Source organism: Wolbachia endosymbiont (group A) of Melitta haemorrhoidalis (assembly GCF_964273365.1).
In the GTDB taxonomy this organism is placed as follows: domain Bacteria; phylum Pseudomonadota; class Alphaproteobacteria; order Rickettsiales; family Anaplasmataceae; genus Wolbachia; species Wolbachia pipientis.
Window position 1 is genome coordinate 360,819 of the sequence record NZ_OZ187004.1, and the last position, 25,694, is coordinate 386,512.

Genomic DNA, 25,694 nt, shown 5'->3' on the forward strand with positions numbered 1-25,694 from the left:
CTTGTTTCCGGACAACCTCTCAGATAAAAACCCAAACAATAAAGAAGCGGAGGAGAAATTTAAGGTTATTGCATTAAATAAGCCATTTTTTGAAGAATTTATAATAGAGCCATTGGAGAAAGGTCTCAATAAAAGAAATAATTTAATAAAAGAATTACGCGGTAAGTTGTGGAGTCGCAGTTATGAAGAATTGCAAAAATACTTAGATGATAAGTGCAGAAATAAACTCTATAATAAGCAGCAGTCAATTAACAATAATGTAACTGCTTATGTAAAATATTCTTCTTATTCAAATCTCTTAGGAGTTCTTTTAGTATCCTTCACATCAATTGCATTTTTAATAATTAATGGTATTTCTTCTAATGTACCAATAGCAGTAGGTTTTCTTGCTCCCTTGTTAGCAGGATCTATTTTAAATCTAGCTGTTAAGAGCATTTATACTAGAAATGGGAAAGAGTTTAATCATCAGACTAATATTTTATTATTGTTTAACTTTGACCAAGAATGCGAAAATTTTTCAAAGAGTGATAGGACTAAATTAAAGTGGCTAAAAAATTCAGTTATTTTGAGCAACACAATCTGTACATCTTTAATGTTTTTCGGTATGGGATTAGATTTAGTTGCCAACGGCTTTGGTATAACTAACTCTATGATGTTATCCGGCTTATTACTTTCATTACCATTCACGCTTTTAATTGTTACTTCACCTATTTTAAATGCTGCAAGTAATTATATTCTCAAAAAGACAGCTATAAATTCAATTGAGGAGCAATTTAAAGGTGATGATCAGTTTATAGAAGTCGATAACGAAAAGCCAAGCAGTACTATGAGCAATCAAAGTTATTTCCCCATCGGTCAGTTAATATCATCAAAGTTAGCTATTCTCCATAGCGAAGTCTCTAGCTAGGAACAATGAGCCACAGATTAGTATGGTTTTGACGTTTTGGGTAGAGGCTTTTAATATGTGATTTGATATTGCATCGCCAATTGATTCACATTCAACTGCTTTTATTCCTATGTTATTGGCTTTTTCCCTAATCAAATTTGTATTTGTTGCTTTAGGTTCAGACTTAACACAAACCGCACATAGTAGCTTGATATATGGCTTTAAGTGCTCTAAGAACTCTTCCACATTTCTGTTACTAGTAACACCAAAAACCATATAAATACCTTCAGCAAAATTATCTTTTACCCACTGAGATAGTACTCTAGCACCATCATTATTGTGTGCACCATCTAAAAATAATTGCCAATCTTTCGGTAGTAGGAAAATTAAATTACCTTCTTTTATAGACTCTAGCCGTGCAGGCCAATAAGTGCACTGTAAACCTGAAGTGATATCCTCTTCTCCAATATCAAATTCATACTTTCCACTTAAAATACTACATGCTGCAATAGCATTGCCTGCATTAATCACCTGATGATCACCCTTTAAAGATGGCAAAGGAAATTCTATTGATTGAATAGCTGATTGAAAAACCATTTTGTTGTTCTTTTTTTTGCAATTCCATTCAAGACCTCCTCTATACAAGGGAGATTTCTTATTTATTGCGTGGTGTTCTAGCGTGTTCACTATAGATTTTTCTTGCGGTGCTATTACGCAAGGAACATTAGGTTTCATTATTCCAGCCTTTTCACCTGCTATAATTTCTACAGTAGGGCCAAGATATTCCGTATGATCAAGTGCAATGGAAGTAATTATTGTTAAAATCGGATTATCTATAACATTTGTTGCATCAAGCCTTCCACCCATACCCACTTCAACTAAAGTTATATCGGCTTTATGACGAGAAAAAGCTAAAAAAGCTGCAATAGTTGCAGCTTCAAACAGAGTGATAGGTTGTTCTGCAATTACTGCACGACATTCTTCTAATAAGCTATATAATTCATTATCGTCGATATAGCTGCCGGCTATCACTATCCTCTCATTAAAACTCACTAAATGTGGAGAAGTGTATGCGTGTACCTTATACCCTGCTGCTTGCATTATATATCTTATAAATGCTAGTGTTGAGCCTTTCCCATTAGTTCCAGCTATATGAATTACGGGAGGCACTTTTTTCTCGGGGTTATCTAGTTTGCTAAGAAAGCCTTTTATGCGATCAAGAGAAAAATCATTCGGCCTGCTACCAAGTGGCTTAGGCCAATGAGGCATATATATCATGGATTGTTATTGCATTTTAATTCAGCTATAACGCTTGCTATGCCATGCGTGTCGATTTTTTCACTAAATTGATAACGTTGATTAATAGCAATACTTATTCCACTCATTACAACATCACTTATCAAGAAAGAACTGTTATTTTTAGTAACTTTAAAATCAATATTTGTAAATTCTTCATCACCGTAAGAAAATCTTGTACCAATTAAGCAAGTTTCATCGTCAACTGCTTTTGTACTCATTATGATCATTTCACTATCATGCATGTATTTATATAAAATTTTAACGCACAAACGCGTAAGATACACTTCATACTCTCTTAAAAAATCTTCTTTTTCTTTTTGTTTAACTAAAGCCCAATGTTTTCCTATGACGAATTGCGATATTCCTTTGAGGTTAACATTGTTTTGAATGACCTCCTGAAGCTTTTTTTGCACACATTCCCGGTTTTTTTTATTCTCCTTTGTAGATATACCATCCACTTGTTGCTTCATAGTATGCACAAAAATTTTGTGATCTGTACAATTAGTGTAAGCACTTGAAGAAATTACAATAAAAACAATGATAGTTAAAACTTTAGTAATGTTCATAAGATATATTTATTAGCTATGATACTTAGAATGCAAAGTTTAATAAAGATTAAATAATAATCGCTAGCTTTAATATATCTATAGACACACCTTGTATAAATCATCTACAATTAATTAAGGGTCTGTTCTATGCGTTATGAGTTAAGTTAAATTTCCCGAGCGATAATTTCTAGTCAAGGGAATTGCCTCTGTTAATTTCGTTGAAATTGATACGCGATGCCCACCTTAACTTTAGTCTCAGGAATCTACTAAGGCTGACGGTAGATACGGATCCTATTTTGATTGGTTTAACATTTATGCTTCATCAATACAAAGAACAGGGTGTTTTCCTATGTTTGCCTAATGAAGTATTCCAAATTGTAATTGATGTTGAAAGGTATCCTGATTTTGTTCCTTGGTGCAAAGCCGTTTATATAAAAGAAAAAATTAACAACCAAATGGTTGTGGATCTCCTCGCAGCTTTTCATGGAATTAAAGGTAGATATACATCAGAAGTTACTTCTCTTTCTCCAAGTGGAACAAATGAAGGTTGGATAAAAGCTGTATCATCAAATGGAATATTTAAACATCTATACAATGAATGGCAATTCATTCCCATAGATGAAAATAAAACTATGGTAAAGTTTTATATAGAGTTTAAGTTTAAGTCCAACTCATTTTCCACTTTATTAAACTCAGTATATAAGTATACACAAAGTAAAATAATTGCTGCATTTAAAGATAGGGCTGAAAGCCTTGCTAAACAAAAGTTATCTTGACATTATTAATATAAATGTATAATTTTTTTTAGTAAGTTAAGTGTTTATATTGTAATGATTTTTAGACTATTGTTTTTATTAATTTTCATAAGTGTTAATTCTTATGCAGTTGTTAAGCAAGATTTATCCGATAACCAATACATTCAAAAAAAACCCAATGAAATAACATCAAATGAGCTATTATCGCCATTACCTAATGATAAATTATTAGGAGATCCAAAAGCACCAATTCTAATGATAGAATATGCTTCATTAACTTGTTATCACTGCTCTCTTTTTCATAGGAATGTTTTTCCTAAAATTAAAGAGAAATATATAGACACAGGTAAGATGTTATATATATTTCGTCATTTTCCTTTGGATTACAGAGGGCTAAAGGCTGCAATGCTAAGTCATTGCTACGAAAAACAAGAAGACTACTTTAATTTTAACAAAGCTGTTTTTAACTCAATAGATTCGTGGAATTACTACAATTTAAGTGATTTGACTTTACTACAAAGAATTGCTGCACTAAGCAACTTAAAGCAAGATGCATTTAACCAATGCATTAATGATAAGAAAATAATGGATAAAATCGTAAATGATAAATCACTGGCAATTAATAAACTTGGTATCACAGCCACTCCAATATTTTTCATCAAGCTTAACGATGATAAATCATATATAGAGCATAATAAAGTTAAACATGGAGGGTATAAAGAGCTGAAATATTTCACTAATGTGATAGATAAATTATATGGAAAAGCTATAGTGAAGTAATACCACTGTAGCTTACCATATAAAAGACTCTATGCTGAGTCATTGTTTTTCACTACTGTTTGTTGTTTTTTACGCTCAAACTCTCTTTTTTTACTGTGCCAAGTGTAGTAATACATAGCGATTTTATTCTCTATTAATACTATTGTCCCATCATAAAACTGAACCATATCCATAACTTTTCTCTGAGCTTCATCAAAACGTTCTTTATACTTTTCACGATAAGCTGGATTATGTAGTAACATAACCCCTTCATTCTTGTTAGATTTTTTGTTTAACGTTTCAACTTCACCAGCAATAGTATAAGACATATAACCCCCTCTAATTGATTATAAAAATTATATTTTAAAAAGAGAAATGCGCATAAACAATCCCTTTAATTCTAGCATAATAATCGACTGTTTATTATACTAGTTAACTATAGTACGATATATAATAATTTTTGTCACTTAAAATTTTATACTATGAAATAATAACTTAAAATAAATGTTTTTATTATTTTAAACTATATTATTATATTTATAAATTGTGTATGAATTAAGTCTCCCTAATTTATAATATATGCGTAATAATTTTAGTATAAAATTGTCATACATAAGAAATCTATTTGCAAAAGAATATAAAAAAATAGAAGAATATTGTATTCTTGAAAAAAAGCAACATATTCAAATTGGCCCTGAAGAAGGAAAGCTATTAAGTTTATTTATAAAAATCCAAAAAATCAAAAGTATTGTTGAGATTGGCACGTTATACGGTTACTCGTCGATTTGCATGGCAAAAGCTCTACTAAAAGACGGTCATATATATACAATAGAAAATAATCCTCAACACTCAAGAATAGCAAAAAAAAATTTTAGTGCTTTTAATCTAAGTGATAAAATTACTCTAATAGAAGGCGATGCACTGGAAAAAATTAATGAATTATCAGCAAAAGCACCATTTGACATGATATTTATTGATGCTGACAAAAGTAGTTATCCTAAGTATTTAGATTGGGCAGAGTCATACATTAAACAAGATGGGCTAATCGTTGCAGATAACACTCTACTGTTTAACACAGTATTTTTAGAATCGCCTCCAAAAGAAGTATCAGAAAAATCATGGCATGCCATGAGGGAGTTTAATAATAGATTATCAGATGAAAAAAAATATTTCTCTATATTGATTCCAACTGATGAAGGAATGACTGTAGCTTTAAAGCTAACATAAGTTAAAAATCAAGGTCAGCATAATGTTTAGGAGGGATTAAACCAGAAATCCTCTCTAATAATATCTCACGAAAACAAGGCTTTGATTTAACAATGGAGTACCATTCTTTTAAAATTTTACTTTTTTCCCATGGAAAACTACTTACATAATCCATTACGGAAATATGCGATGCTAAAGTAATATCAGCTAAAGTGAACTTATCAGTTGCAAGCCAAACGTTCTTGTTAATTAAGTGTTCGGTGTATTCCATATGGCAAGGCAGGTTATGCTGAGCTGCATGAAGAAATCTAGAGTCAGGGCTGCGGTTAGTAATTACTTTTTCATTCATAATATACTTAGTAACTTCATTGTAAAATTTGTTATCGAACCAATTGATTAGAGCGCGTATTTTAGACTTAATAATAGTGGATGAACCAAGTAATTTGACGTCGCTATTGTAAGTCTCTTCTATATATTCACAAATGGCATTACTATCCGCTATTACAAAGTTATTATCTATTAACACTGGTACTTGCCCGGTTGGATTGATCTCCATAAATTCATTCCGCTTTTCCCACGGATTTTCATACACTAGATCACAGCCTAATTTTTTTTCTTTTAGAAAAGCTCTAACTTTTCGTGAAAATGGACAAAGAGGAAAATGATATAAAATCATAATGTTCCTCTTTTGTTATACCAATATCCTTTTTTTGTTACTCTATGGCTTGACCTACAACTGTACGAACTTTCTTTGTAGTCCACAGAAGTTTGCGTAGCAGGTAGTGTCATGCAAGTAGCTGACACTGGAATCCAGTTCTTGTTATACAATTGCCTAGTGCGCTCATTTACAGTTAAGTTTTCTGGATCCAAGTAGTCAAGCACTGGGATGACATCCTTTTCGGTAAAAATTGCTCTTATATCACAACATTCATACAGCTGTATGCCTAGGCACTGGGATGACATAAATAAGCGCTGAAATGACATAAATAAACATTGGAGTGACAATCTTGTAGTGACTTGCATGACAACTAACTTTTTGTTTACTTCAAAATAGCACTGTAAAAAATTTAACATATCAAATTATAGAGCTAATATAGGATATACCTTGCTAAATAAAAAAAAAAGTATAATATTTTATAAGGTATGCAGGCAAAAACTCTGTAATTTGGTCAGATCAGAAATGAAGCAGCCATATCAGAACCTTTTTGGGTTGCATACCTATTTCATTATTTGTTTTATCCGAGGCTATGAATATAGCATTAAAACATCGTCCTAGTAGCTTCAAAGATCTAGTAGGTCAAGATATATTAGTGCGTGTATTAGAAAATGCTTTTATTTTAAACAAAATCCCACAATCTATACTGCTCTCTGGTAGTAGTGGAGTTGGTAAAACCACCACTGCAAGGATAATAGCTTTATGTTTGAATTGTTCCCTGGGGCCAATTTTTGAACCTTGCGGATCATGTGAAAATTGTCTAGCAATAAAAAATTCAAGCCATCCAGATGTAATTGAAATCGATGCAGCAAGTCACACTAGCATTGACGATATTAAAGTAATCCTGGGAGATATTTGCTATTCACCTATAAGCTCTAAATTCAAAGTCTACATTATAGATGAAGTACACATGCTATCTAGCAGTGCATTTAACGCATTACTTAAAACCCTAGAAGAGCCACCATCTAGTGTAAAGTTCATTTTAGCAACTACGGAAATAAAAAAGATACCAATAACTATTATTGCACGTTGTCAAAGATTTGATTTACACAACATTCCTGTAGCTAAAATAGTGGAACGTTTAAATGATGTTGCACAAAAAGAGAGTTATTCCATTGAAAAGGGAGCATTAGAATTAATTGCACGACACTCTGGAAATTCAATGCGTAACGCCTTGTTTTTGATGAATCAAGCAGTGCTATATAGCAAAGATGGTGCAATATCCACTAAAAATGTGACAGACATACTTGGCCTAGTGGATAAAGATATTATATTCGATCTATTAGGGGCAATATTAGAAGGTGATTTACAGAAAGCTCTATCAGTGTTTGACAAGGCGGTAAAAACAGCAAACCCACTTAGTATTTTTGAAGGTCTATTGCAAACAATTCAGTTAGTATGCCGTTTTTTGATTACAAAAGAGATTGATAATGCAGTTACAGAGCATGAAAAGAATAGGATAAAAGATTTAAGTATAAAGAGATCTTTAATATTTTTTTCGAGATTGTGGAAGATGTTGCTTAAAGGTATTCAAGATATAAAAACTTCAACATGCAACGATGTTGCTGCTGAAATGATGTTAATTAGCCTCTGTTATCTTTCTGATCTGCCTTCTCCGGAACAGGTGATCAAAAAAGTTCTTTCGCAGAATGTAGAGCAAGGAAATAGACAGGGCAGACCTGTTGCACCTTCCCCCTCTGTCATCCAAGTAGCTGACTACTCGGATCCAAAAAAATATGTGGAAAGTAAACAACAACCCCACTCTGTCATCCCAGTGCGTGACACTGGGATCCATGTGGAAAATAAACAACAAAATTACGATTTTGATAAGATTTTGCAACTATTAAGGCGAAGTAACCAAATTTATCTTTACAAACAACTGTGTAATAATCTACAATTAATAGATTGTAAACCTGGATATTTAAAATTAAAAGCTGTATCTAAGTTGGATAGTAATTTTTGCAATGATTTAAAAAATTACTTAAACCAGGTGACTCAGCAAGAGTGGGTTGTTGCAGTTGATACAGGTTATATAAACAGGGAAGTGAGTAATTTAAATTATGCACCTGCAGTTAAGGATATCCTTGACACGTTTAAAGGTGCAAAAGTAGTTAATATAGAAAATAAGGAGTAAGTTGTGGATTTTAGTCAAATAATGAAACAAGCGCAAGAGATGCAAAAAAAGCTTGCAGAAGCTCAAGAAAAATATGTTGGAAAAGAGTTTCAAGGTATTTCTGGTGGTGGCAAAGTTTCTGTATTAGTGGAAGTCATAAAAATAGGTAGCTATAAAGCTAAAAAGGTGAACATAGACTTAGAACTTATGAGAAATGAGGAAAAAGATATAGTAGAGGATTTAGTAACAGCAGCGTTTAATGATGCCGTTAAAAAAGCAGAAGAAGATATGGCGAATGCAACTTCTGATCTTGCAGGTATGATGGGTTTACCATCTGGGTTTAAACTTCCTTTTTGAATTTACTACTGAAGTTTCTTTTAGTGTAAGTATTTTTTTTCTAATATTCCCAACGCTAGTACTTCTTCATATAATGTACCTATACTAGCATAGCCCTACGTCATACCGTGATTCATTCCACAACTGTACAAACATTGCAATATGGCACATAGTAAACGATGTCATTCCAGTCTGGATCCAGCCTTGCCGTAATCTCATCAAGAACATTGTGTTTTAACATAAAACGGCTACTTTTATGCTTACCAACTTAATAAAATTCCTGGATCCCAGACTGGGATGACAAGAAGATGGTACTTGGATAAGAGGCATTGCCCTCCTGGTAGGCCCAAATTGCAATGTTCGTACAGTTGTGGATTTCTCATCCGCTAACAAGCAGCGGAATGACGAGGTCTTTCGATAGTAAATCTTACCTGTGTTAGCTATACCAAAAAATCAAGAGTAAAAAAGTCGTATTTATTCATTAATAAAATCTTTGTCTTCTCCTAAAAATTAGTTAAAATGTAGAATATTTTGTGTTATTAAGTTAGCACTTGACTTAACTTTAGTTGTTACTTAGACTGCTAAAGTGGAATTTTAATTTTTTTACGAGGACAATTATGCATTATAAAAAGTTTTTTTCAGCAGCCGCTTTAGCAACGTTGCTAAGTTTATCAAACTCTGCTTTTTCAGATCCTGTTGGTCCAATAAGTGATGAAGAAACTAGCTACTACGTTCGTTTGCAATACAACGGTGAATTTTTACCTCTTTTCACAAAAGTTGATGGTATTACCTATAAGAAAGACAAGAGTGATTACAGTCCATTAAAACCATCTTTTATAGCTGGTGGTGGTGCATTTGGTTACAAAATGGACGACATCAGGGTTGATGTTGAAGGAGTTTATTCATACCTAAACAAAAATGATGTTAAAGATGTAACATTTGACCCAGCAAATACTATTGCAGACAGTGTAACAGCAATTTCAGGATTAGTGAACGTGTATTACGATATAGCAATTGAAGATATGCCTATCACTCCATACATTGGTGTTGGTGTTGGTGCAGCGTATATTAGCACTCCTTTGGAACCCGCTGTGAATGATCAAAAAAGTAAATTTGGTTTTGCTGGTCAAGTAAAAGCTGGTGTTAGTTATGATGTAACTCCAGAAGTCAAACTTTATGCTGGAGCTCGTTATTTCGGTTCTTATGGTGCTAATTTTGATGGAAAAAAAACAGATCCTAAAGATTCAACCAGACAGGTTACTGATGCAGGCGCATACAAAGTTCTTTACAGCACTGTTGGTGCAGAAGCTGGAGTAGCGTTTAATTTCTAGTCTATCTCAGTCTTGTTATCCCAGTGAGTTTTTTCTTGCCATCTAAGTGGCATGACACTGGGATCTAGAAAAAAGAAATGTGGATTCCAGTGTCAAGGCACTGGAATAACACTATTTGCTATGTGTTTAAGCTATAACGTTTACCATTGTACTGGTAGAATATCATCTAAGGTTACATAATGTTATCCAATTAGCTAACACTGCGGCCTACTGTCTCCAAGAAATTAGATGGAAAATTTGTACTTTTTTCAAATCAAAGCTTGAATTTTTGCTGGAAAATCAATATATTATATGCATGAAGTTTTGATTTAAGTTGTTATGTTGACCTCAATGGCAAACTTATGTGTCGATAGCAGAACCAATCTCATGCAATATATTGCTAGGGTGCAAAAATTTCCTATGCTGTCTCAAGAGGAAGAGGTACGATTAGCAAAAAATTGGAACCAATATAAGGATGTTTCTTCTGCTCATAAATTGATTACCAGCCATTTGAATTTGGTAGTGAAAATTGCAATGAAATTCAAAAATTATGGGCTATTGTTGATGGACCTGGTTATGGAAGGAAATATGGGTTTAATGCACGCAGTGAAAAAGTTTAATCCTGATTTAGGGTTTCGTTTTTCAACTTATGCAGTGTGGTGGATTGAAGCTTCAATAAAAGACTTTATATTGAAATCTTGGTCGTTTGTGAAAATAGGCACAACGCAAGCACAAAGAAGATTGTTTTTTAGTTTACGTAAAATAAAAAAAAGAATTTTACAGTATACAAACAGGGAAACTTTAAATAATGAAGAAATAAAAGCAATATCTAATGAGCTTTCTGTATCCGAAGGAGACGTTCTGCAGATGAATTACCGTATGGCTTGTAAGGATCAGTCGCTAAACGATTGCATAAAAATAGGTGATGACTCTAAAAGGGAGTTGCAAGATATGATCCCATGTAACTTGGTCAGTCAAGAAGTAACCTATCAGAATCATGAAGAAAAAGAATTAAAAGAAACAATTTTAAACAATGCACTAGCGAGTCTCAACGAAAGGGCAAGAGACATTTTTATCAGTAGATATTTGTCTGAAAACATTCAAACTCTGGATGAACTTAGTAAAAAATATTGTGTTTCAAGAGAAAGAATAAGGCAGTTGGCTGAGCAGGCGATGGCTAAGGTAAAACAATATATACAATCTGAAAGTTTGAAATTTGGTTTGCATGCGTAGTTTTTTTATATTTCTAATATTTTTTTCGATAGGCGCTTTTGCATCGGTTAGTGATGTACAATTGAAGGAAAAATATAAAGATTGGCTCGTGTATACTGCATTGGAAGATGGAGAGAAAGTATGTTATATTGTATCCTATCCTAAAAAAAAAAGCGAATATTATACAACCAATCGCAAGCCGTATGTAATGGTTAGTTATGTTGATAAAAAAGCAGATGAGGTAAGCGTTACCTCTGGTTTTCAGTATGATAAGGAGCCTGTAGCTCTCAATATCGACAAAAAAATTAAATATACACTGCCCATAATACAGGGAAGTTTTGCGTGGGCAGAGCATACAAAAATAGATCAAGATCTCATTCTAAAAATGAAGCAGGGATTATCAATGGTAGTTAATGGAAAAACAAAAACAGTGACCATTGATGATACTTATTCCCTACTTGGTTTTCAAAAAGCGTATCAAAAAATGCATGATTTATGCCATACAAAGTAAATTATTGTAACAGAATACCCAGCTATAGTATAAACTAGACTACTCTTTCAATGGAAATATAAATAGCACTTTACTTTATATGGGATGTGGATATCATTTAAAATATATTTTTGAGAGTTAGCAATGTCAGAGGTTGCAGGTGTAGATACAGAAATCAAAAAGCAAAATTCTGTGTGCGAGCAGATGCGTTTTAGCGTGAGCCGCACAAGTCTTTTAAATACATTATCCAGAGTAAGTGGAGTGGTTGAAAGGCGTAATGCAATAGATGTTTTGGCGTGTATAAATATCAAAGCACAACACGGCAGCATAAAATTAATGGCAACTGATCTTGACATTTCAATGTTTGCCTCACTTGCTGCAACCGTATTAACAGAAGGAGAAGTAAAAATTTCAGCGCATACTTTACATGACATAGTGAAGAAGTTACCCGCTGATTTGGATGTCAATTTTGAAGTAAACAACCAAGGAAAATTATTGATGTCTTGCGGAAATGCAAACTTTTCTTTACCGAATGTAGTTTCAAGCAGCTTTCCTGCTCTTGAAGAAGACAATTATAAACATGATTTTACTCTACTAAATACAGACCTGATAGACTTATTAACTAAAACAAAATTTGCTGTATCACTAGATGATACAAGGTATAATTTAAATGGAATATATCTACATACAGATGAGCAATTTCTGTACTGCGTTGCAACTGATGGCCATCGTTTATCATGTATAAAGAGGCCAAAGCCTGGGAACATCAATGGCGAATTTGGTGTGATCATTCCACGTAAAACTGTTATGGAGCTGTTAAAAATATTGGACGATTGTAATGAAATTAAAGTAAAACTCTCAGACAGAAAAATCAAGTTTACATGCGGTGAATATATTCTAATATCAAAATTAATAGATGGAACTTTTCCAAATTATAAAGCAGTTATTCCAGCATCTCAAGATAAGCATATGATTATTGAAAGTAAAAAACTTTCAGACGTTATAGATCGAGTTTCCGTTGTTGTATCTGATAAAGTAAAATCTATTAAATTCTCACTACAAGAAAAGCTGCTAACTCTGCATTCAAACTCCCAAGAGTGCAGTGATGCAACTGAATCCATAGAAGTGGACTACAATGAAGCCCCTATAGAAATAGGGTTCAACTCGCGTTATTTACTTGATGTTCTATCCTGCATAAAAAATAAATGTAAGTTTAGCTTAGCCGATGGTAATAGTGCTACAATTATCACTGATGAAGACGATTCAAGTGCATTATATGTAGTAATGCCAATGAGAACTTAAACTCGTCATCTCGCTGCTTGTTAGCGGAATCTGGAGATACCGTGGCGGTATGGCACTTATTTCACTAGCTTTTATTAAATTAGTAATCTATCTTTACCAAATATAAGCCAAAAGGTGGTGCAGTAACTCCAGCGGCACTTCTTTTGCATTGGTTTAATATATTTAGCATTTCTTGCGGATTGGTTCTATTTTTTCCAAATTCAACTAAAGTACCCACAATAATCCTCACTTGGTTATGTAAAAAGGAAATAGCAGATATTTTGATGTGTATATGATTCCCATTTTGTATTATATCGATATCATCAATTGTTCTTATCGGATTTGCGGCTTGACAATCTTTTGAACGGAAACTTGAAAGGTCATGTTTTCCAAGTAGATGTTTAGCAGCTTCACGCATAATATTTACATCAAGTGGGCTAAACACTTGCCATACATAACCCGTCTCCAGAGCGGCAGGAGCATAGCGATTAACTATTCTATATTCGTAATATCTTTTTTTTGCTGAAAACCGTGCGTGAAACGCATCATCTACAACTTCTGCATTAAGCACGACTATAGGAATTGATTTTAAATGATAGTTTATTGCATTCCTTATTCTATAAAGCTCAAATTCCTTTTCCATATCAAAATGAGCAACTTGTCCTAAAGCATGAACTCCTGCATCAGTCCTGCCACCACAGTACAAAGTAACTTTCTCACCACTAAAATTAAATATAGCATTTTCTATCTTCTCCTGGATTGAGTTAGCAGAGTGTTGCTGTTTTTGCCAACCAGAGAAATTACTACCATTATATTCTACCGTTATTTTGTATCGCACTGCATTACATCAAGCTCTATCTAAAATAGTCATTTTCTATCTTAACATAATTTATGGTCAAGCCTACAGTGCTGCCACTCCCATAAAGTAGTTCGTCCAATCTTAAATCTTGCTGCCACTGCTTCTCTGCTTTCTCCTTCGTCTAGCGCCTCCATTGCTTTTTTTCTTAAATCATAACTATATGCTGCTGGCATTCAACCTCCTTATCATTATCTATCCTTATCACATCCGGACTTCTATGAAAAGAGCTATAAATCGTGAAAAAGAACTGCTCATTAAGTGCTGTTTGCTTAATAAATTTACTGACATTGGTATGGCTAAATTCGAAATGGCTACATGAATTTATCGTAAATTATTACCGTATAAGGTACGATGCGACAAAGCCATCCCAGTGTCAGCTACTCGGATGACACCGTCATAAAGGAACCAGTGTTAGCTACTTGGATGACAACCATTGTGCTTGAGGCAAAATTGACTATCACTTCTTTTTATAGAGCTTGCTCCAAACTTTGTTGTTAGTTAATACAAAAAACACTGTTAAAATTATAAAATACGCCACTACTTTTAATCCAAGTTTATGCCGGCGCTCTAATTCTGGCTCTGCTGCCCATTGTAAAAAATTTATCACATCATACGCCATATTTTCAACTGTGGCTTGCCTTGCACCATCATATTCCACCATTCCTTCAGAAAGTGGTGGCGCCATAGCTAATCTGCCTGTTGGAAAATACGAATTAAAATATAAATCATTTTCATCGTGTTCGCCGTTTTGATAGCCTGTTAACAATGAATAGACATAATTTGCACCATCATGCCTTGCTTTAATAATTAATGATAAGTCTGGTGGGACTGCACCATTGTTGCTTGCTGCAGCTGCTTCTTTTGTATCAAAAGGCGCAATAAAATAATCCGAAGGTACTCCAGGTCTGTCAAATATTTCACCCAAATCATTCGGACCATCTTTAACTTGATAAGAAGCTGCTATTTGTTTTACATCTTCTTCAGAAAAACCGACATCTTGCAAATTACGAAATGCTACCCTATTCATTGAATGACAAGCAGCACAGACTTCTTTATACACTTTATAGCCACGCTGAATTGACTCTCTATCGAAAGATCCGACAATTCCATCAAATTTCCAGTCTATTTTCTTATTTGGTGATGATTTAAATTCTTCTGCAGATATAAGACTAGATAGAAATAACATGCAGAAGATTGCAAATACATTAGATCCCATGCATAACCACTGTTTTAGTAAATTTCGAATTGATGTCATGCAAGTAGCTGACACTGGAATCCAGCTTATTTCATCACTGACATTATGGTTATCATGCACTCCTAGAATCTGTTGTCCATTGCATGATTTGTAAGTATTTTTATACCTGGATCCCAGTGTCAAGCACTGGGATGACAACGGAAGATAGTGGAATGACACTGTGTGTTGTATACAACGTTCATACAATTGTGTACATGATGCTGGAATCCATTTATTTTTTTTCTGGATCCCAGTGTCAAGCACTGGGATGACAAAAGAGGGCTCTGGGATGACAGAAGAGAGCTCTGGGATGACAGAGAATTTTGTAAGAGATCTGCTTTGAATTGACATCACCTCATCTCCGGCACAGAATCACTTAAGGTTTTTGGTGGTTCTTTTGGCTTTTCATACTTACTAAGCAGTGGTAAAACTATCACAAAGTATGCAAAGTAATAAAGAGTAGATAGCCTACTCATAGTGATGTAAGGCTCTTTTACCTCTTGTCCTCCAAGCCAGGCAAGAAGTACAAAATTTATTGCAAAAACCCAAAAAAATTTCTTAAACACCGGGCGATAAGCACCACTTTTAACTTTTGATTTATCAAGCCAAGGTAACAAAAACCACACTAAAATAGACGCAAACATGGTAAGCACACCAGTAAGTTTATCTGGAATTGAACGTAGCATTGCATAAAAAGGTAAAAAATACCACTCTGGCACTATATGTACCGGAGTGACCATAGAATCAGCTTCTATATAATTGTCTGGATGCCCAAGATAATTGGGAGCATAGAAAACAAATGCGAACAAAACTACAAAAAACAGACCAAAAGTTATGCAATCCTTGACTATATAATAAGGATAGAGAGGGATGGTATCCTTATCTGATTTTACCTCCACTCCACTTGGGTTACCAGAGCCAAACCTATGCAGAGCTATCACATGAAGCATAGCTAAAGCAATAATAACAAAAGGCAGAAGATAATGCAGAGCGAAAAAACGGTTAAGTGTTGGGTTATCCACTGAAAAACCACCCCATAACCATATAACTATTTTATTGCCAATTAAAGGTATAGCAGAAAATAAGTTGGTTATAACTGTTGCACCCCAGAAACTCATTTGTCCCCAAGGCAATACATATCCCATAAAGGCAGTTGCCATCATTGCAAAAAATATAAATATTCCAATAAACCACACCATCTCTCTCGGTCTTTTATAAGATCCGTAATATAATCCACGCATTATATGAACATAGACTACCATAAAGAAGAGCGATGCTCCAACAGCGTGAGTGTAGCGTATTAACCACCCGTAATTCACATCTCGCATTATGCGCTCTACACTATTAAACGCATAATCAACATGCGGAGTGTAGTGCATAGCAAGAAATATACCTGTTATTATTTGTAAAATCAGCGCTATACCAGCCAAAGAGCCAAAGTTCCAAGCATAATTTAAGTTTTTTGGCACTTGGTAAGAAGCAGTGTGTCTTAGAAAAGAAAATATAGGCAATCTATATTCTATCCATCCTAATATGCCTTTTTCTTCTTTTATTGTTTCTTTTTTGTTATCTTCCTGCATAACTTAAACCTTTCTGAACACATGTCCATTGCTACTTTTATCTTATTTTTTTATTGTAGCAACTTATCCTTTACGCACAAATAAAAACTTTAAAGCAATATTAATTACCTCTTCAGCAACCTGTCACGTGCTGCGTTTAATTTTTGTGCAAAATATTCCGAGCCTCCTTTATCTGGGTGAACTAATTTCATTAAATTTTGATATGCTTTATTGATTTCATTTTGGTTCGCTCCAGAATCTATTCCTAGCACTTTAAATGCTCCATCTCTGAACATGTTACTACTACCAGACTAGTATGATTTTGTCTTGTAAATTTATTCAACAACCCTATTCTAACTATATAATGAAAAATTATCTACAAAGTGTTTATGAAGATGGTATGAAAATCCAACTATCTAAAGTCAACAAATATTTATTAGTTTTACTGATTACTGTCTCAGCATTTCTCATATCTGGGCAAGTATCCAGTTCAAGCAATATCGAGAATGATTTTCAAGATTTACAAGAAAAATTACCATTATTGAAAGATCAGGATTTGTTATTTTTAGATCCAGCTTCAGCTTTAAATTATGGTGATAGGGCAGGTAAAAAAGTGTTAATGGTTATAGTTCACCATACTGAAACATCAACACTAAAAGGTACAAAAGATACGCTGAATGCTAGAGGATTGTCAGTTCATTTTATTGTCGATAGGGATGGCAGCATCACCTTAATGGTTCCATTAGAGAAAGAAGCATGGCATGCTGGTATTAGTTATGCAAGAGTTAAGGTAGATAGTAAGCTTGAAGAGTTACGGAAGCTTAACAACTATTCTGTAGGTATTGAAATTGTAAACACAGGACTTGAGCCTTTTCCGGAAGAGCAAATGAGATCTGTTAAAGAGCTGATTTTATACCTTATGGAGCGTTTTAAAATTAAAAGGGATATGATATTTAGTCATTCTGAAATAGGAACTATAGTGTATGATCCAGAGCTTGGCTATACAATGCGTAAACCAGATCCACACAAATTGTTTGATTGGGAGTTATTAGAGAAAAATGAAATTGGATTGCACATAAGTGACAGAATAAACCCTAAAGATGCTAAACACAAAATGGGCAAAACATTGTATAAAGCAGGTGATAGAAATGAAGGTATTTTGAAATTAAAACAAAGGCTGAACAGATTTTTCTATAAGATAGAACCTTGGAATGATAAGAAAGGTAATGTAATTTTTCCTGATAATAATGCTGATTACTCAGATGAGTTTGATGAGAATTTTGTATGGGTTATTTATCAGTTTTCAATACATAATTTACCAAGAGAAATTAGAAAAGATCTACCTCTTAAACTAGAACAAGCAGATATATTTCCTGAATTCTTTAGTGAATATAGTCATGGCATTTCTTCTAGTTATCTAACCTTTAGTGAAAAAATTAAATCGACTCTACAACCATGTTTAAGCAAAGTAGATTATGAGAATTTATTATCTTCTCTTGCACAATATGAGAATAACATTTCTCCTGATGCATCTACCACTTTAATGTACAAAATTAAGTTATACTATGATTCTTATTTAAGATATCGCATATGGTCTTCACTCTATAAACCATTTAAGCTTAATGTATTGGAAGAGTTAGAGATTTTAAAGAGTGGAGTGTTATCTTTAAAATCACTAGATAGCTCTAAAGCTGCAGAAGTTTCCAGTTTAATTGATAGCTTTAAAGTAGATATTTCTTTAGAATTTCAGGGTTTTGAAAAACAGTGGTTTCAGGAGTTTAAGAATGCTTGGAGACAAGAATTTATACCTTCCCTGGAAGAACAGATAACATGGACTGCACTACATGAAGCAATATTGGAGTATTTAGAAAAAGCAAAGGAAGAAATTCGTTAAACGAAAACTTTTTTTAAGATCACTTTTTTAACAATTTATCACGTGCCGCATTTAGCTTTTGCGCAAAATATTCCGAGCCTCCCTTATCTGGGTGAACTAATTTCATTAAATTTTGATATGCTTTATTGATTTCATTTTGACTTGCCTCAGGATTCAGCCCCAGTATCTTTAATGCTTCATCCTTGGACATGTTATCACCAGTGTAATTTTCAGTATAACTTCTACTGCTACTAAATTCGTTCAAAAACTTACTCAATATAGAGTTCATCATGAAACTCATATTATTTTTTTTTGTCAGGAAAAGAAAAAATATAACAACGCTAGGCAAGACAAATGTAATTACTATGAATACTAAAAAAAGAAAAAAGATGAATGACATGTATATTTTTTTATCATTTTATGATTAAATAGTAACAATTATAATTGTCATGGTAAATAACATGTTCATCCAGATTGAAGAAACACCAAACCCAAATACGCTAAAATTCCTTCCTGGATTTGAAATTTTAAACGAAGGAGAAACTGCTGATTTTTCAAATGCGAATGAGATAAAAAATTCTAAACTAGCAGCAAATCTTTTTCAAATAGAGCATGTGGTAAGAGTATTTTTCGGTCATGATTTTATTTCAGTAACAAAATTGGATGGAATTAATTGGGATATATTAAAAGTAGAAGTTTTAACTACAATCATGAATCACTTTACTTCTGGTGGAAAAGCACTAGATAAAGAAGAAGTGAATGATCCAGATGAAGAATTTTTTGATAAAAATGATATAGAAATTGTAAATAGAATAAAAGAATTGATGGAAAGTCATATCAAACCTGCAGTTGCTCAAGATGGTGGCGATATCAAATTTCGTGGCTATAAAGATGGAATAGTTTATGTTGAGTTGCAAGGAGCTTGCTCTGGATGCCCAAGTGCTGCAATTACTTTAAAGCAAGGAGTGCAAAATATGCTGAGCTACCACATACCAGAGATTGCAGGTATAGAGACCACACTATGACTAATCAAACGGTTAGAGGAACAAAAGATCTCCTGTTTGATGAATGGTACAAGTTTAAATACATAGAGCAAACAGCAAACAGAATCTCAAGTTTATACGGCTTTTTGCCCGCCCAAACTCCAATATTTGAGTGCACGGAGGTTTTTACAAAAACCTTAGGTGATAGCTCAGACATCATCACTAAAGAGATGTATAGCTTCAATGATAAAGGGGGAAAGAGCATAACTTTACGTCCTGAGTTCACTGCAGCGATTGTCAGGCTACTCATTGAAAAAAAACTGCAAACACCGATAAAATTATTCTCAACAGGACCTGCATTTCGCTATGAAAGACCGCAAAAGGGAAGACAAAGGCAATTTCATCAGATAAATTTTGAGGTTTTTGGCATAGAAGATCCAAAAGCTGATATTGAATTGATATCACTCGCTCAGCACTTACTAACTGAATTTGGCATCAATAAAAATGTAAAGCTGGAAATCAACTCTTTAGGTGATGGTGAAACAATAACTAAATATAGAGAAGCTTTGATCTTATACTTTACAAAGTATCAAAATGATCTATCAGAAGATAGCAAAAATAGGTTGATCAAAAATCCACTCAGAATACTGGATTCCAAGGATGAGAAAGATAAATCAATAATTTCTGATGCGCCTAAAATCAGCAATTATTATACGAAAGAGTCCTCAGATTTCTTTGAACAAATACTAAATGGATTAACAATTCTTGATATACCTTATACCGTAAACAATAAACTAGTTCGAGGTTTGGATTATTATTGCCACACAGTGTTTGAGTTTGTTACAGAGGATTTAGGTGCACAAGGGGCAGTTTTTGCCGGTGGAAGATACGATAATTTAGTATCTTCAGTAGGTGGAAAACACACTCCAGCAATAGGATTTGCAGGGGGTATTGAGCGCATAATGGAGTTAATCAATTATTCTCCGAAAGAAGAGCGACCTATTTACCTAATTCCAATCGGTAGAGAGGCTGAAAAACATGCTTTAACACTTGCAAATGAATTGCGCAGAAATGGTTTATATGTAATCTATGAATATAGCGGAACGCTCAGAACCCGAATGAAAAAAGCAAATCAAGCAAATGCTAAAGCTGCTTTAATCTTTGGCGATGAAGAATTGAGTAGTAAAACTTTAAAGATTAAAAACATGGATACAGGTGAAGAAAAAATAATTGCTCGCGATAACACAATAGAAAATATCTATTAGGAGCAATGCAAATGTTTTTCTCAGTCAGCTATAGAAGAAAATTCGTCTGCACAAGAATTTTTCATAGTATTCAAAGTATCATAATCTGTAAAATCTAATTTTACCGGTGTAATAGTAATAAATCCTTCTTTTATTTTATTTATACTACCACTGCCTGAGTGCTCTCGAGACCAATTTAAGCTAAAAGAGCCATTCGAATTTTCAGTAAAAGTTAAATCCCCATCAATGTTATATTCACCTTGTTCAGCAAATTCTACTCCTTTTACTTTTTCCGTAGCAGGAAAATTTACACTCATCACTATGTTTTTAGGCCAACCAACCTTAACTAGCTTGGCAATAACCTTTGGTGCAAAAACCTTTGTATTGTGCCAGTCTATTTTATCATGATAAACTTGGCTTAGCGCAATAGAAGGTATAGACCTTGCAGCACCTTCCATTACAGCACCAATTGTTCCTGAATAACAAATATCGTCCCCGACATTTGATCCAATATTTACTCCGGACAATATTAAGTCTGGTTTTTTATTCATAACTTTATTTAGCGCAATAATGACACAATCTGCAGGAGTACCAGACACACTAAATTCCCTTTCACTATGTTGTTTTATTCCAATAGATTGTTTCACTGGATAATCAAGAGATCTTGCAGCTCCGCTTCTATCAGTATCTGGTGCCACTATCCATATTTCTGACGCAAAATTCCGTGCAACCTCTTTGAGTAATTTTATTCCTTCACTTCCAAAGCCATCATCGTTTGTTATCAATATTATCATATACAATACTCAGCTATACAGCTCCAAATTATGTAAACCACTGGCTGTAAATAAACTCATGAGGCTTTAAGTTTCTTTGCATAACTGTGGACTGTAACAAAGAACCTGCTGTAAATCAATAGATTTCTTGCACAGGCCATAACTGTCATTACAATAGAAACGAAAAAACTTACTTGACAAACTCCGCCAGCGCCCTTATCATGATAGTGAAGCTATTGTATTTGCTTTCGCCAATCTGCAGATTAAAAGGTAAGGATTACTTAATGTATCGGCGTCTTATGTTCAATTTTTTGCAGTATATAGATACTGTATGTCTTTACAAAACTTCATCTACATCTAGATTTTTATCTAAATAAGCTGAACGCGCTTATAAAGCGTTACAAGACATCAAAAAATGCCAATACTCGACAGAGATAGTAAAAGACTAGCTAACTCGGGGGTTCTTTGTCTTTTTTTCTGCTTAGTAAATTTCTTAAACATTTGCAGCGTAGGTTAGTTGCAATTAAAAGCAGCTAAATCTTGCTTGTCAAGCGTTTAAAACATAAAAAACGCCAATATTTTAAAGCGGATAATAACCCCAGGGCTTCTTTTGCCTTTTTTTTCGTTTGGTAAATTTCTTAATATTTATAGCTAAACAACAACCGTCATCCCGCTACGTGTTAGCGGGATCTATGCTTTGAGATACCGCGAATGAATCGCGGTATGACGGTGTAGATGATGGTTAAGTAATTCGTCATCCCGCTACGTGTTAGCGGGATCTAGAGATACCGTGACGGTATGACGGTTCGCGCGGTGGCATGACCTCGTCATCCCGCTACGTGTTAGCGGGATCTATGCTTTGAGATACCGCGAATGAATCGCGGTATGACGGTTCGCGGCGGTATGACGGTTCGTGGCGGCGTGACGATAAGCTCGTCATCCCGCTGCTTGTTAGCGGCTGAGATACCGCGAATGAATCGCGGTATGACGTGTTGAAACAATCCGATAAGGTAAGCCTCGTCATCCCGCTACGTGTTAGCGGGATCTAGAGATACCGCGGCGGTATGACGTGTTGCTTGGGTCAGCTATAGTATTTCTTAAAATTAATAATAAATTTCTTGGCTAGCAAGAAGCTGTAAATTTTTTTGCGAGACCTAAGCCGCTTTTGATATAGCTAAAGGTTTACTGATGATTTGTCTCATTCCACTACCTGCTGACTTACTTTCTGCTTAGCATATCCATCAAATCAGATTCTTTGAGTTTACTATGGTCAACTTTACTGAACTTATTTACCATAGAGCTCATTTGATTATACTGCTTAATTAGAAGATTAATGTCAGTTACAGTTGTTCCGGACCCCTTAGAAATTCTAAGTCTTCTTTTGCCATTTAAAATATCTGGATTTTGCCTTTCTTTTTCAGTCATTGAGTTTATGATGGCTATATATTTTTTCACTTTATTGTCATCTGGCACACTGCTACTTAGCTTTTTTGTAAATGAACTAGGAATGAATTTCATTATGTTGCTAATGCCATCCATTTTACTCAGAGTTTTTAACATTCCCACTAGGTCGTTTAGGTCGAATTTACCTTTTTTTACTTTCTTTTGTAACTTATCAATTTCTTCCTGACCAACAATCTCAGCAGCTTTTTCAACCAATGAGACAACATCACCCATGCTAAGTATCCTTTTTGCAATTCTATCGGGATAAAAATCATCGAGGTCACTTAATTTTTCACCACAAGCAATAAATTTAATTGGACAATCGGCGATCATTTTCATAGAAAGAGCAGCACCACCACGTGCATCACCATCAACACGGGTGAGAATAATGCCGGTTACACCTATTACCTCATTGAATGATTTGGCAATGTTGACCGCATCCTGGCCTATCATTGCGTCGGCTACTAAAATAACTTCTGCAGGTGAAGCTATTTCCTTTACGGCTTTCAACTCATTCATCATATTATTGTCAATATGAAGCCTGCCTGCAGTGTCTAGTATTAATACATCATAATTATCGTTCTTTGCTATTGCTATTGCCCTTTTTGTAATTGTAATGGGCTTCTCATCTATTACTACAGGTAAAGTTTGCACATCTATTTGTTTACCTAGCACTTCAAGTTGTTTCTGGGCAGCAGGCCTATAAATGTCTAAAGAGGCAAGCATCACTTTTTTCTTTTGCTTTTTTAGTTTTAAAGCAAGCTTTCCTGAGGTAGTTGTTTTACCTGCACCTTGTAAGCCCACCATCATAATCACAGCAGGGGGTTTAACTGCTAGATTTAAGTCACTTTTCTCTGATCCGAGAACTGCAACTAAATTATCCTGTACAATTTTAATTATCATTTGTGCTGGAGAAACACTTTTTATGACTTTTTCCCCAATCACTTTATCTTTAATGTCGTTGATGAATTTTTTTGCAACTTCAAGTGAAACGTCAGCTTCAATTAAGGCTATGCGTATTTCACGCATGGCAAGATTAAAATCATCTTCAGAAATGATTGACTTTCCTCTCAGTTTACTAAATACAGAATTTAAACTTTCAGTTAACGATTTAAACATAATAGCATTAGTAGAATACTCATTAAAAAGAGAGAAGAAGCTGAAACAAAACTCACTGAGTTATAACTCAGCACTTCTTTAAGTTTAGTAATATTATTAAAGTATAAACCAACAAGTGGATTAGTCAAGTTTTGCACTACGCTGGCAAACATTTCTCTAGTTTTAGAGACTAACTGATTGAACAGCAAGATAATATAGGGTATGAAAGCTCTAAAAATCCAATCAACATCCATTTTAAAATTTACTCTCGGGTAAAATAACTTGCGTAAAGGAATAAACAATAAAGTGGTACATAGTAATAAATTAAATTGCGACCAAATATTTTTTGTGTTGTACACAAAATCGAAAATCGAAGGTTTATTGTAAATAGGTAAGTAAGGATTGCCAGCGATTACGCATATAAATGCTAAAATAATCATAGTCATTTTGCCTCCTCTCTCTGCTAAAGGTTTTGACTTACTTTTTGCAATAAATAAGTAATAAAGAAACTTTAGCCCCACGCTTAAATGAAGCAGCAAATTTAGAAGCTTATATAAATTTTTATACCCTTTTAAGGCAACAGTGTTCATTTCAATTTCAGCTGTGATATATGATTTACTGATAAATCCAACGGTTCCAGGAAATGCAGCCATTGTAAGTATTGCGATTATAGCACACATGCCTTCCACTGACATCAGTTTACCCACTCCATTAAAACTAATTGTTTTTGTTTGTGAAATAATCGAATTACTGACCACAAACAATAATGATTGATAAACAAGAGAGAAGATTATATGCAGTATCAAAATTGGTATTGCTTTTTCCGAAGGACTGAGCAAACTTCCTGCAATAATCAGCAAGCCCATTTGTCCTACAACGTTATAGCATAAAAATCTGCGAATATTTTGCTCAAGAGAAGCAAATATAATGCTGTAAATTGAAGTGATGGCGCCTACAAGCGCTAATATTTCAGTACAATCTTGCCATAGGTTATAAGTGTGTAAAAGCATCACTAAAAAAGAGACTTTAGTGGTAAATAAAGAGAGATATGTGGTGCCATGTAGCGATGCAGCAGGATATGCATCAACAACCCAAAATGAAAAAGGAAAACAAGCGCAGTTTATCAATAAACCCAAAATTATCAGGTTAGTGCTTTGAAGTGCCAATCCTGCTATTAATATAACTCCAACGAAAAAGTGTACACAAGCGTACCTTATTGCAGGTCCACTATCTCTACAGCTAGCTGCGATAATAAAAAATGCACTGATGGTCATTAATTCACAGAATATTATAACCAATATCATATGTTCAGATAAAACTGCATAAAGTGAACTAATAGTGTAAGCAGCAAAAGATAGCATCTCTGAAAAAGTCAAATTTTGTGCTGGTAGAACAGCTAAAAATGCAACTGATAAAAAAGATATTAGTATGGTACGAAAAGATAAATCAAAATCTAGAATTGGGAGAGACCAATTTACTGCAATGCTCAAATTTTCAGGTAATTTTAGGACTATAACTATTAATACAGTCAGTAGAAGTAACAGTGACGATTTATAAAGTTGCACAATAATTAAAACCAATATGGTTTATGCTATCTCAATATATGAATAAAATCAATTTGCATATTAACCACTAATTAAACTAATTATCATATAATTATATCAGAGTTTAGAGGGTTATAGAGAAACCGGTCAGATTAGGTTTTTAATCTAATCTGA

The 25,694-nt window shown here is 34.0% G+C and carries 25 protein-coding genes, 2 other RNA genes and 2 pseudogenes; 15 read left to right on the plus strand and 14 right to left on the minus strand.

Features of this window, described 5'->3' with window-relative positions; genetic code table 11:
* Position 1: 1 nt before the first annotated feature.
* Positions 2 to 907: a J domain-containing protein gene (locus tag ACICPZ_RS01835; protein WP_264711446.1), complete on the plus strand. Its 906-nt coding sequence runs from the start codon at positions 2 to 4 to the stop codon at positions 905 to 907.
* On the opposite strand, the gene ACICPZ_RS01840 is transcribed toward ACICPZ_RS01835, so the two are convergent.
* Both ACICPZ_RS01840 and ACICPZ_RS01845 read right to left on the minus strand, forming a co-directional pair.
* Positions 875 to 2,164: a bifunctional folylpolyglutamate synthase/dihydrofolate synthase gene (locus ACICPZ_RS01840; protein ID WP_022626401.1), complete on the minus strand. Its 1,290-nt coding sequence runs from the start codon at positions 2,162 to 2,164 to the stop codon at positions 875 to 877. The genes ACICPZ_RS01835 and ACICPZ_RS01840 overlap by 33 nt on opposite strands.
* The gene (locus ACICPZ_RS01845) at positions 2,161 to 2,751 is read right to left on the minus strand and encodes a phospholipid-binding protein MlaC (protein ID WP_010963011.1); all 591 of its coding nucleotides are present in this window, start codon (positions 2,749 to 2,751) and stop codon (positions 2,161 to 2,163) included. The genes ACICPZ_RS01840 and ACICPZ_RS01845 overlap by 4 nt, the downstream gene beginning before the upstream one ends.
* Positions 2,752 to 2,867: 116 nt before the next feature.
* On the opposite strand from ACICPZ_RS01845, the gene ssrS reads away from it, so the two are divergent.
* From ssrS to ACICPZ_RS01860, 3 genes are all read left to right on the plus strand, one after another.
* A non-coding RNA gene (gene ssrS / locus ACICPZ_RS01850) (6S RNA) lies at positions 2,868 to 3,028 on the plus strand.
* Between the two features lie 19 nt (positions 3,029 to 3,047).
* The gene (locus ACICPZ_RS01855) at positions 3,048 to 3,509 is read left to right on the plus strand and encodes a type II toxin-antitoxin system RatA family toxin (protein WP_010963012.1); all 462 of its coding nucleotides are present in this window, start codon (positions 3,048 to 3,050) and stop codon (positions 3,507 to 3,509) included.
* A gap of 54 nt (positions 3,510 to 3,563) precedes the next feature.
* A complete protein-coding gene (locus ACICPZ_RS01860) occupies positions 3,564 to 4,268 on the plus strand; it encodes a DsbA family protein (protein ID WP_038199341.1) in 705 nt (234 codons plus the stop codon).
* A gap of 29 nt (positions 4,269 to 4,297) precedes the next feature.
* On the opposite strand, the gene ACICPZ_RS01865 is transcribed toward ACICPZ_RS01860, so the two are convergent.
* The gene (locus ACICPZ_RS01865; RefSeq protein WP_006279425.1) at positions 4,298 to 4,576 is read right to left on the minus strand and encodes a DUF2671 domain-containing protein; all 279 of its coding nucleotides are present in this window, start codon (positions 4,574 to 4,576) and stop codon (positions 4,298 to 4,300) included.
* Between the two features lie 250 nt (positions 4,577 to 4,826).
* Here ACICPZ_RS01865 and ACICPZ_RS01870 point away from each other — a divergent pair, with 250 nt between their 5' ends.
* Positions 4,827 to 5,474 carry an O-methyltransferase gene (locus tag ACICPZ_RS01870; RefSeq protein ID WP_010081993.1) on the plus strand — a complete coding sequence of 216 codons (648 nt, stop codon included), beginning with the start codon at positions 4,827 to 4,829 and terminating at the stop codon, positions 5,472 to 5,474.
* Between the two features lies 1 nt (position 5,475).
* Here the strand turns inward: ACICPZ_RS01870 and ACICPZ_RS01875 are convergent, their stop codons facing one another.
* Complete coding sequence (locus tag ACICPZ_RS01875) at positions 5,476 to 6,129, minus strand: glutathione S-transferase family protein (RefSeq protein WP_010081992.1); 654 nt, start codon at positions 6,127 to 6,129, stop codon at positions 5,476 to 5,478.
* 107 nt (positions 6,130 to 6,236) lie between these two features.
* A pseudogene (locus tag ACICPZ_RS01880) lies at positions 6,237 to 6,353 on the minus strand (WPE palindromic element domain-containing protein); the annotation flags it as partial.
* A gap of 236 nt (positions 6,354 to 6,589) precedes the next feature.
* Between ACICPZ_RS01880 and ffs the strand changes: the two are divergent.
* The 7 genes from ffs (at position 6,590) to dnaN (ending at position 12,931) form a co-directional block, all read left to right on the plus strand.
* An RNA gene (gene ffs, locus ACICPZ_RS01885) (signal recognition particle sRNA small type) lies at positions 6,590 to 6,679 on the plus strand.
* 21 nt (positions 6,680 to 6,700) lie between these two features.
* Positions 6,701 to 8,302 carry a DNA polymerase III subunit gamma/tau gene (dnaX, locus tag ACICPZ_RS01890; protein ID WP_010963016.1) on the plus strand — a complete coding sequence of 534 codons (1,602 nt, stop codon included), beginning with the start codon at positions 6,701 to 6,703 and terminating at the stop codon, positions 8,300 to 8,302.
* A gap of 3 nt (positions 8,303 to 8,305) precedes the next feature.
* Positions 8,306 to 8,638 (plus strand): YbaB/EbfC family nucleoid-associated protein, encoded by a 333-nt coding sequence (locus ACICPZ_RS01895; RefSeq protein WP_010963017.1) that lies wholly within the window; start codon positions 8,306 to 8,308, stop codon positions 8,636 to 8,638.
* 596 nt (positions 8,639 to 9,234) lie between these two features.
* Entirely contained in the window at positions 9,235 to 9,948 is a 714-nt protein-coding gene (locus ACICPZ_RS01900; RefSeq protein ID WP_138264894.1) for a P44/Msp2 family outer membrane protein, read from the plus strand.
* A gap of 318 nt (positions 9,949 to 10,266) precedes the next feature.
* Positions 10,267 to 11,160 carry an RNA polymerase factor sigma-32 gene (locus ACICPZ_RS01905; RefSeq protein ID WP_010963019.1) on the plus strand — a complete coding sequence of 298 codons (894 nt, stop codon included), beginning with the start codon at positions 10,267 to 10,269 and terminating at the stop codon, positions 11,158 to 11,160.
* Entirely contained in the window at positions 11,153 to 11,650 is a 498-nt protein-coding gene (locus ACICPZ_RS01910) for an invasion associated locus B family protein (protein WP_006279310.1), read from the plus strand. Before ACICPZ_RS01905 ends, ACICPZ_RS01910 begins: the two co-directional genes overlap by 8 nt.
* A 123-nt stretch (positions 11,651 to 11,773) precedes the next feature.
* A complete protein-coding gene (gene dnaN, locus ACICPZ_RS01915) occupies positions 11,774 to 12,931 on the plus strand; it encodes a DNA polymerase III subunit beta (protein WP_038199350.1) in 1,158 nt (385 codons plus the stop codon).
* A 79-nt stretch (positions 12,932 to 13,010) separates the two neighbouring features.
* Here the strand turns inward: dnaN and truA are convergent, their stop codons facing one another.
* The 5 genes and pseudogenes from truA to ACICPZ_RS01940 all read right to left on the minus strand — a co-directional run bounded on the left by truA (position 13,011) and on the right by ACICPZ_RS01940 (position 16,858).
* On the minus strand, positions 13,011 to 13,748 hold the full coding sequence (gene truA, locus ACICPZ_RS01920) for a tRNA pseudouridine(38-40) synthase TruA (protein WP_010963021.1): 738 nt from the start codon (positions 13,746 to 13,748) through the stop codon (positions 13,011 to 13,013).
* Between the two features lie 71 nt (positions 13,749 to 13,819).
* A pseudogene (locus ACICPZ_RS01925) lies at positions 13,820 to 13,942 on the minus strand (IS630 transposase-related protein); the annotation flags it as partial.
* A gap of 284 nt (positions 13,943 to 14,226) precedes the next feature.
* Positions 14,227 to 14,985, minus strand: a complete 759-nt coding sequence (locus ACICPZ_RS01930) for a cytochrome c1 (RefSeq protein ID WP_264374039.1) — start codon at positions 14,983 to 14,985, stop codon at positions 14,227 to 14,229.
* Between the two features lie 368 nt (positions 14,986 to 15,353).
* Positions 15,354 to 16,583 (minus strand): cytochrome b, encoded by a 1,230-nt coding sequence (locus tag ACICPZ_RS01935; RefSeq protein ID WP_006280242.1) that lies wholly within the window; start codon positions 16,581 to 16,583, stop codon positions 15,354 to 15,356.
* Positions 16,584 to 16,687: 104 nt separating this feature from the next.
* The gene (locus ACICPZ_RS01940) at positions 16,688 to 16,858 is read right to left on the minus strand and encodes a J domain-containing protein (RefSeq protein WP_010082675.1); all 171 of its coding nucleotides are present in this window, start codon (positions 16,856 to 16,858) and stop codon (positions 16,688 to 16,690) included.
* A gap of 68 nt (positions 16,859 to 16,926) precedes the next feature.
* Here ACICPZ_RS01940 and ACICPZ_RS01945 point away from each other — a divergent pair, with 68 nt between their 5' ends.
* On the plus strand, positions 16,927 to 18,456 hold the full coding sequence (locus ACICPZ_RS01945) for an N-acetylmuramoyl-L-alanine amidase (protein WP_223823148.1): 1,530 nt from the start codon (positions 16,927 to 16,929) through the stop codon (positions 18,454 to 18,456).
* Positions 18,457 to 18,475: 19 nt separating this feature from the next.
* On the opposite strand, the gene ACICPZ_RS01950 is transcribed toward ACICPZ_RS01945, so the two are convergent.
* Positions 18,476 to 18,727, minus strand: coding sequence for a J domain-containing protein (locus tag ACICPZ_RS01950; RefSeq protein WP_223823149.1), 252 nt, complete (start codon positions 18,725 to 18,727; stop codon positions 18,476 to 18,478).
* Between the two features lie 169 nt (positions 18,728 to 18,896).
* Here ACICPZ_RS01950 and ACICPZ_RS01955 point away from each other — a divergent pair, with 169 nt between their 5' ends.
* Positions 18,897 to 19,460, plus strand: coding sequence for a NifU family protein (locus ACICPZ_RS01955; protein WP_022626407.1), 564 nt, complete (start codon positions 18,897 to 18,899; stop codon positions 19,458 to 19,460).
* Positions 19,457 to 20,683, plus strand: coding sequence for a histidine--tRNA ligase (gene hisS / locus ACICPZ_RS01960; protein WP_010963026.1), 1,227 nt, complete (start codon positions 19,457 to 19,459; stop codon positions 20,681 to 20,683). The genes ACICPZ_RS01955 and hisS overlap by 4 nt, the downstream gene beginning before the upstream one ends.
* Positions 20,684 to 20,703: 20 nt before the next feature.
* On the opposite strand, the gene surE is transcribed toward hisS, so the two are convergent.
* The 3 genes from surE to ACICPZ_RS01975 form a co-directional block, all read right to left on the minus strand.
* A complete protein-coding gene (gene surE, locus ACICPZ_RS01965) occupies positions 20,704 to 21,456 on the minus strand; it encodes a 5'/3'-nucleotidase SurE (RefSeq protein WP_010081939.1) in 753 nt (250 codons plus the stop codon).
* A gap of 1,197 nt (positions 21,457 to 22,653) precedes the next feature.
* The gene (ffh, locus tag ACICPZ_RS01970) at positions 22,654 to 23,997 is read right to left on the minus strand and encodes a signal recognition particle protein (protein ID WP_095742798.1); all 1,344 of its coding nucleotides are present in this window, start codon (positions 23,995 to 23,997) and stop codon (positions 22,654 to 22,656) included.
* On the minus strand, positions 23,982 to 25,541 hold the full coding sequence (locus tag ACICPZ_RS01975) for a proton-conducting transporter membrane subunit (RefSeq protein ID WP_264373684.1): 1,560 nt from the start codon (positions 25,539 to 25,541) through the stop codon (positions 23,982 to 23,984). Before ACICPZ_RS01975 ends, ffh begins: the two co-directional genes overlap by 16 nt.
* Positions 25,542 to 25,694: the final 153 nt, after the last annotated feature.

What these genes read in the sequence shown, in the direction of transcription:
- ACICPZ_RS01945 (WP_223823148.1), top strand. Translation starts at nt 16,927, where the DNA reads ATGAAAAATTATCTACAAAGTGTTTATGAAGATGGTATGAAAATCCAA.
- ACICPZ_RS01840 (WP_022626401.1), bottom strand. Translation starts at nt 2,164, where the DNA reads ATGATATATATGCCTCATTGGCCTAAGCCACTTGGTAGCAGGCCGAAT.
- ACICPZ_RS01845 (WP_010963011.1), bottom strand. Translation starts at nt 2,751, where the DNA reads ATGAACATTACTAAAGTTTTAACTATCATTGTTTTTATTGTAATTTCT.
- ACICPZ_RS01870 (WP_010081993.1), top strand. Translation starts at nt 4,827, where the DNA reads ATGCGTAATAATTTTAGTATAAAATTGTCATACATAAGAAATCTATTT.
- ACICPZ_RS01855 (WP_010963012.1), top strand. Translation starts at nt 3,048, where the DNA reads ATGCTTCATCAATACAAAGAACAGGGTGTTTTCCTATGTTTGCCTAAT.
- ACICPZ_RS01910 (WP_006279310.1), top strand. Translation starts at nt 11,153, where the DNA reads ATGCGTAGTTTTTTTATATTTCTAATATTTTTTTCGATAGGCGCTTTT.
- ACICPZ_RS01940 (WP_010082675.1), bottom strand. Translation starts at nt 16,858, where the DNA reads ATGTTCAGAGATGGAGCATTTAAAGTGCTAGGAATAGATTCTGGAGCG.
- ACICPZ_RS01860 (WP_038199341.1), top strand. Translation starts at nt 3,564, where the DNA reads ATGATTTTTAGACTATTGTTTTTATTAATTTTCATAAGTGTTAATTCT.
- dnaX (WP_010963016.1), top strand. Translation starts at nt 6,701, where the DNA reads ATGAATATAGCATTAAAACATCGTCCTAGTAGCTTCAAAGATCTAGTA.
- ACICPZ_RS01875 (WP_010081992.1), bottom strand. Translation starts at nt 6,129, where the DNA reads ATGATTTTATATCATTTTCCTCTTTGTCCATTTTCACGAAAAGTTAGA.
- hisS (WP_010963026.1), top strand. Translation starts at nt 19,457, where the DNA reads ATGACTAATCAAACGGTTAGAGGAACAAAAGATCTCCTGTTTGATGAA.
- surE (WP_010081939.1), bottom strand. Translation starts at nt 21,456, where the DNA reads ATGATAATATTGATAACAAACGATGATGGCTTTGGAAGTGAAGGAATA.
- ACICPZ_RS01865 (WP_006279425.1), bottom strand. Translation starts at nt 4,576, where the DNA reads ATGTCTTATACTATTGCTGGTGAAGTTGAAACGTTAAACAAAAAATCT.
- ffh (WP_095742798.1), bottom strand. Translation starts at nt 23,997, where the DNA reads ATGTTTAAATCGTTAACTGAAAGTTTAAATTCTGTATTTAGTAAACTG.
- dnaN (WP_038199350.1), top strand. Translation starts at nt 11,774, where the DNA reads ATGTCAGAGGTTGCAGGTGTAGATACAGAAATCAAAAAGCAAAATTCT.
- ACICPZ_RS01900 (WP_138264894.1), top strand. Translation starts at nt 9,235, where the DNA reads ATGCATTATAAAAAGTTTTTTTCAGCAGCCGCTTTAGCAACGTTGCTA.
- ACICPZ_RS01955 (WP_022626407.1), top strand. Translation starts at nt 18,897, where the DNA reads ATGTTCATCCAGATTGAAGAAACACCAAACCCAAATACGCTAAAATTC.
- ACICPZ_RS01935 (WP_006280242.1), bottom strand. Translation starts at nt 16,583, where the DNA reads ATGCAGGAAGATAACAAAAAAGAAACAATAAAAGAAGAAAAAGGCATA.
- ACICPZ_RS01905 (WP_010963019.1), top strand. Translation starts at nt 10,267, where the DNA reads ATGTTGACCTCAATGGCAAACTTATGTGTCGATAGCAGAACCAATCTC.
- ACICPZ_RS01950 (WP_223823149.1), bottom strand. Translation starts at nt 18,727, where the DNA reads ATGATGAACTCTATATTGAGTAAGTTTTTGAACGAATTTAGTAGCAGT.
- ACICPZ_RS01930 (WP_264374039.1), bottom strand. Translation starts at nt 14,985, where the DNA reads ATGGGATCTAATGTATTTGCAATCTTCTGCATGTTATTTCTATCTAGT.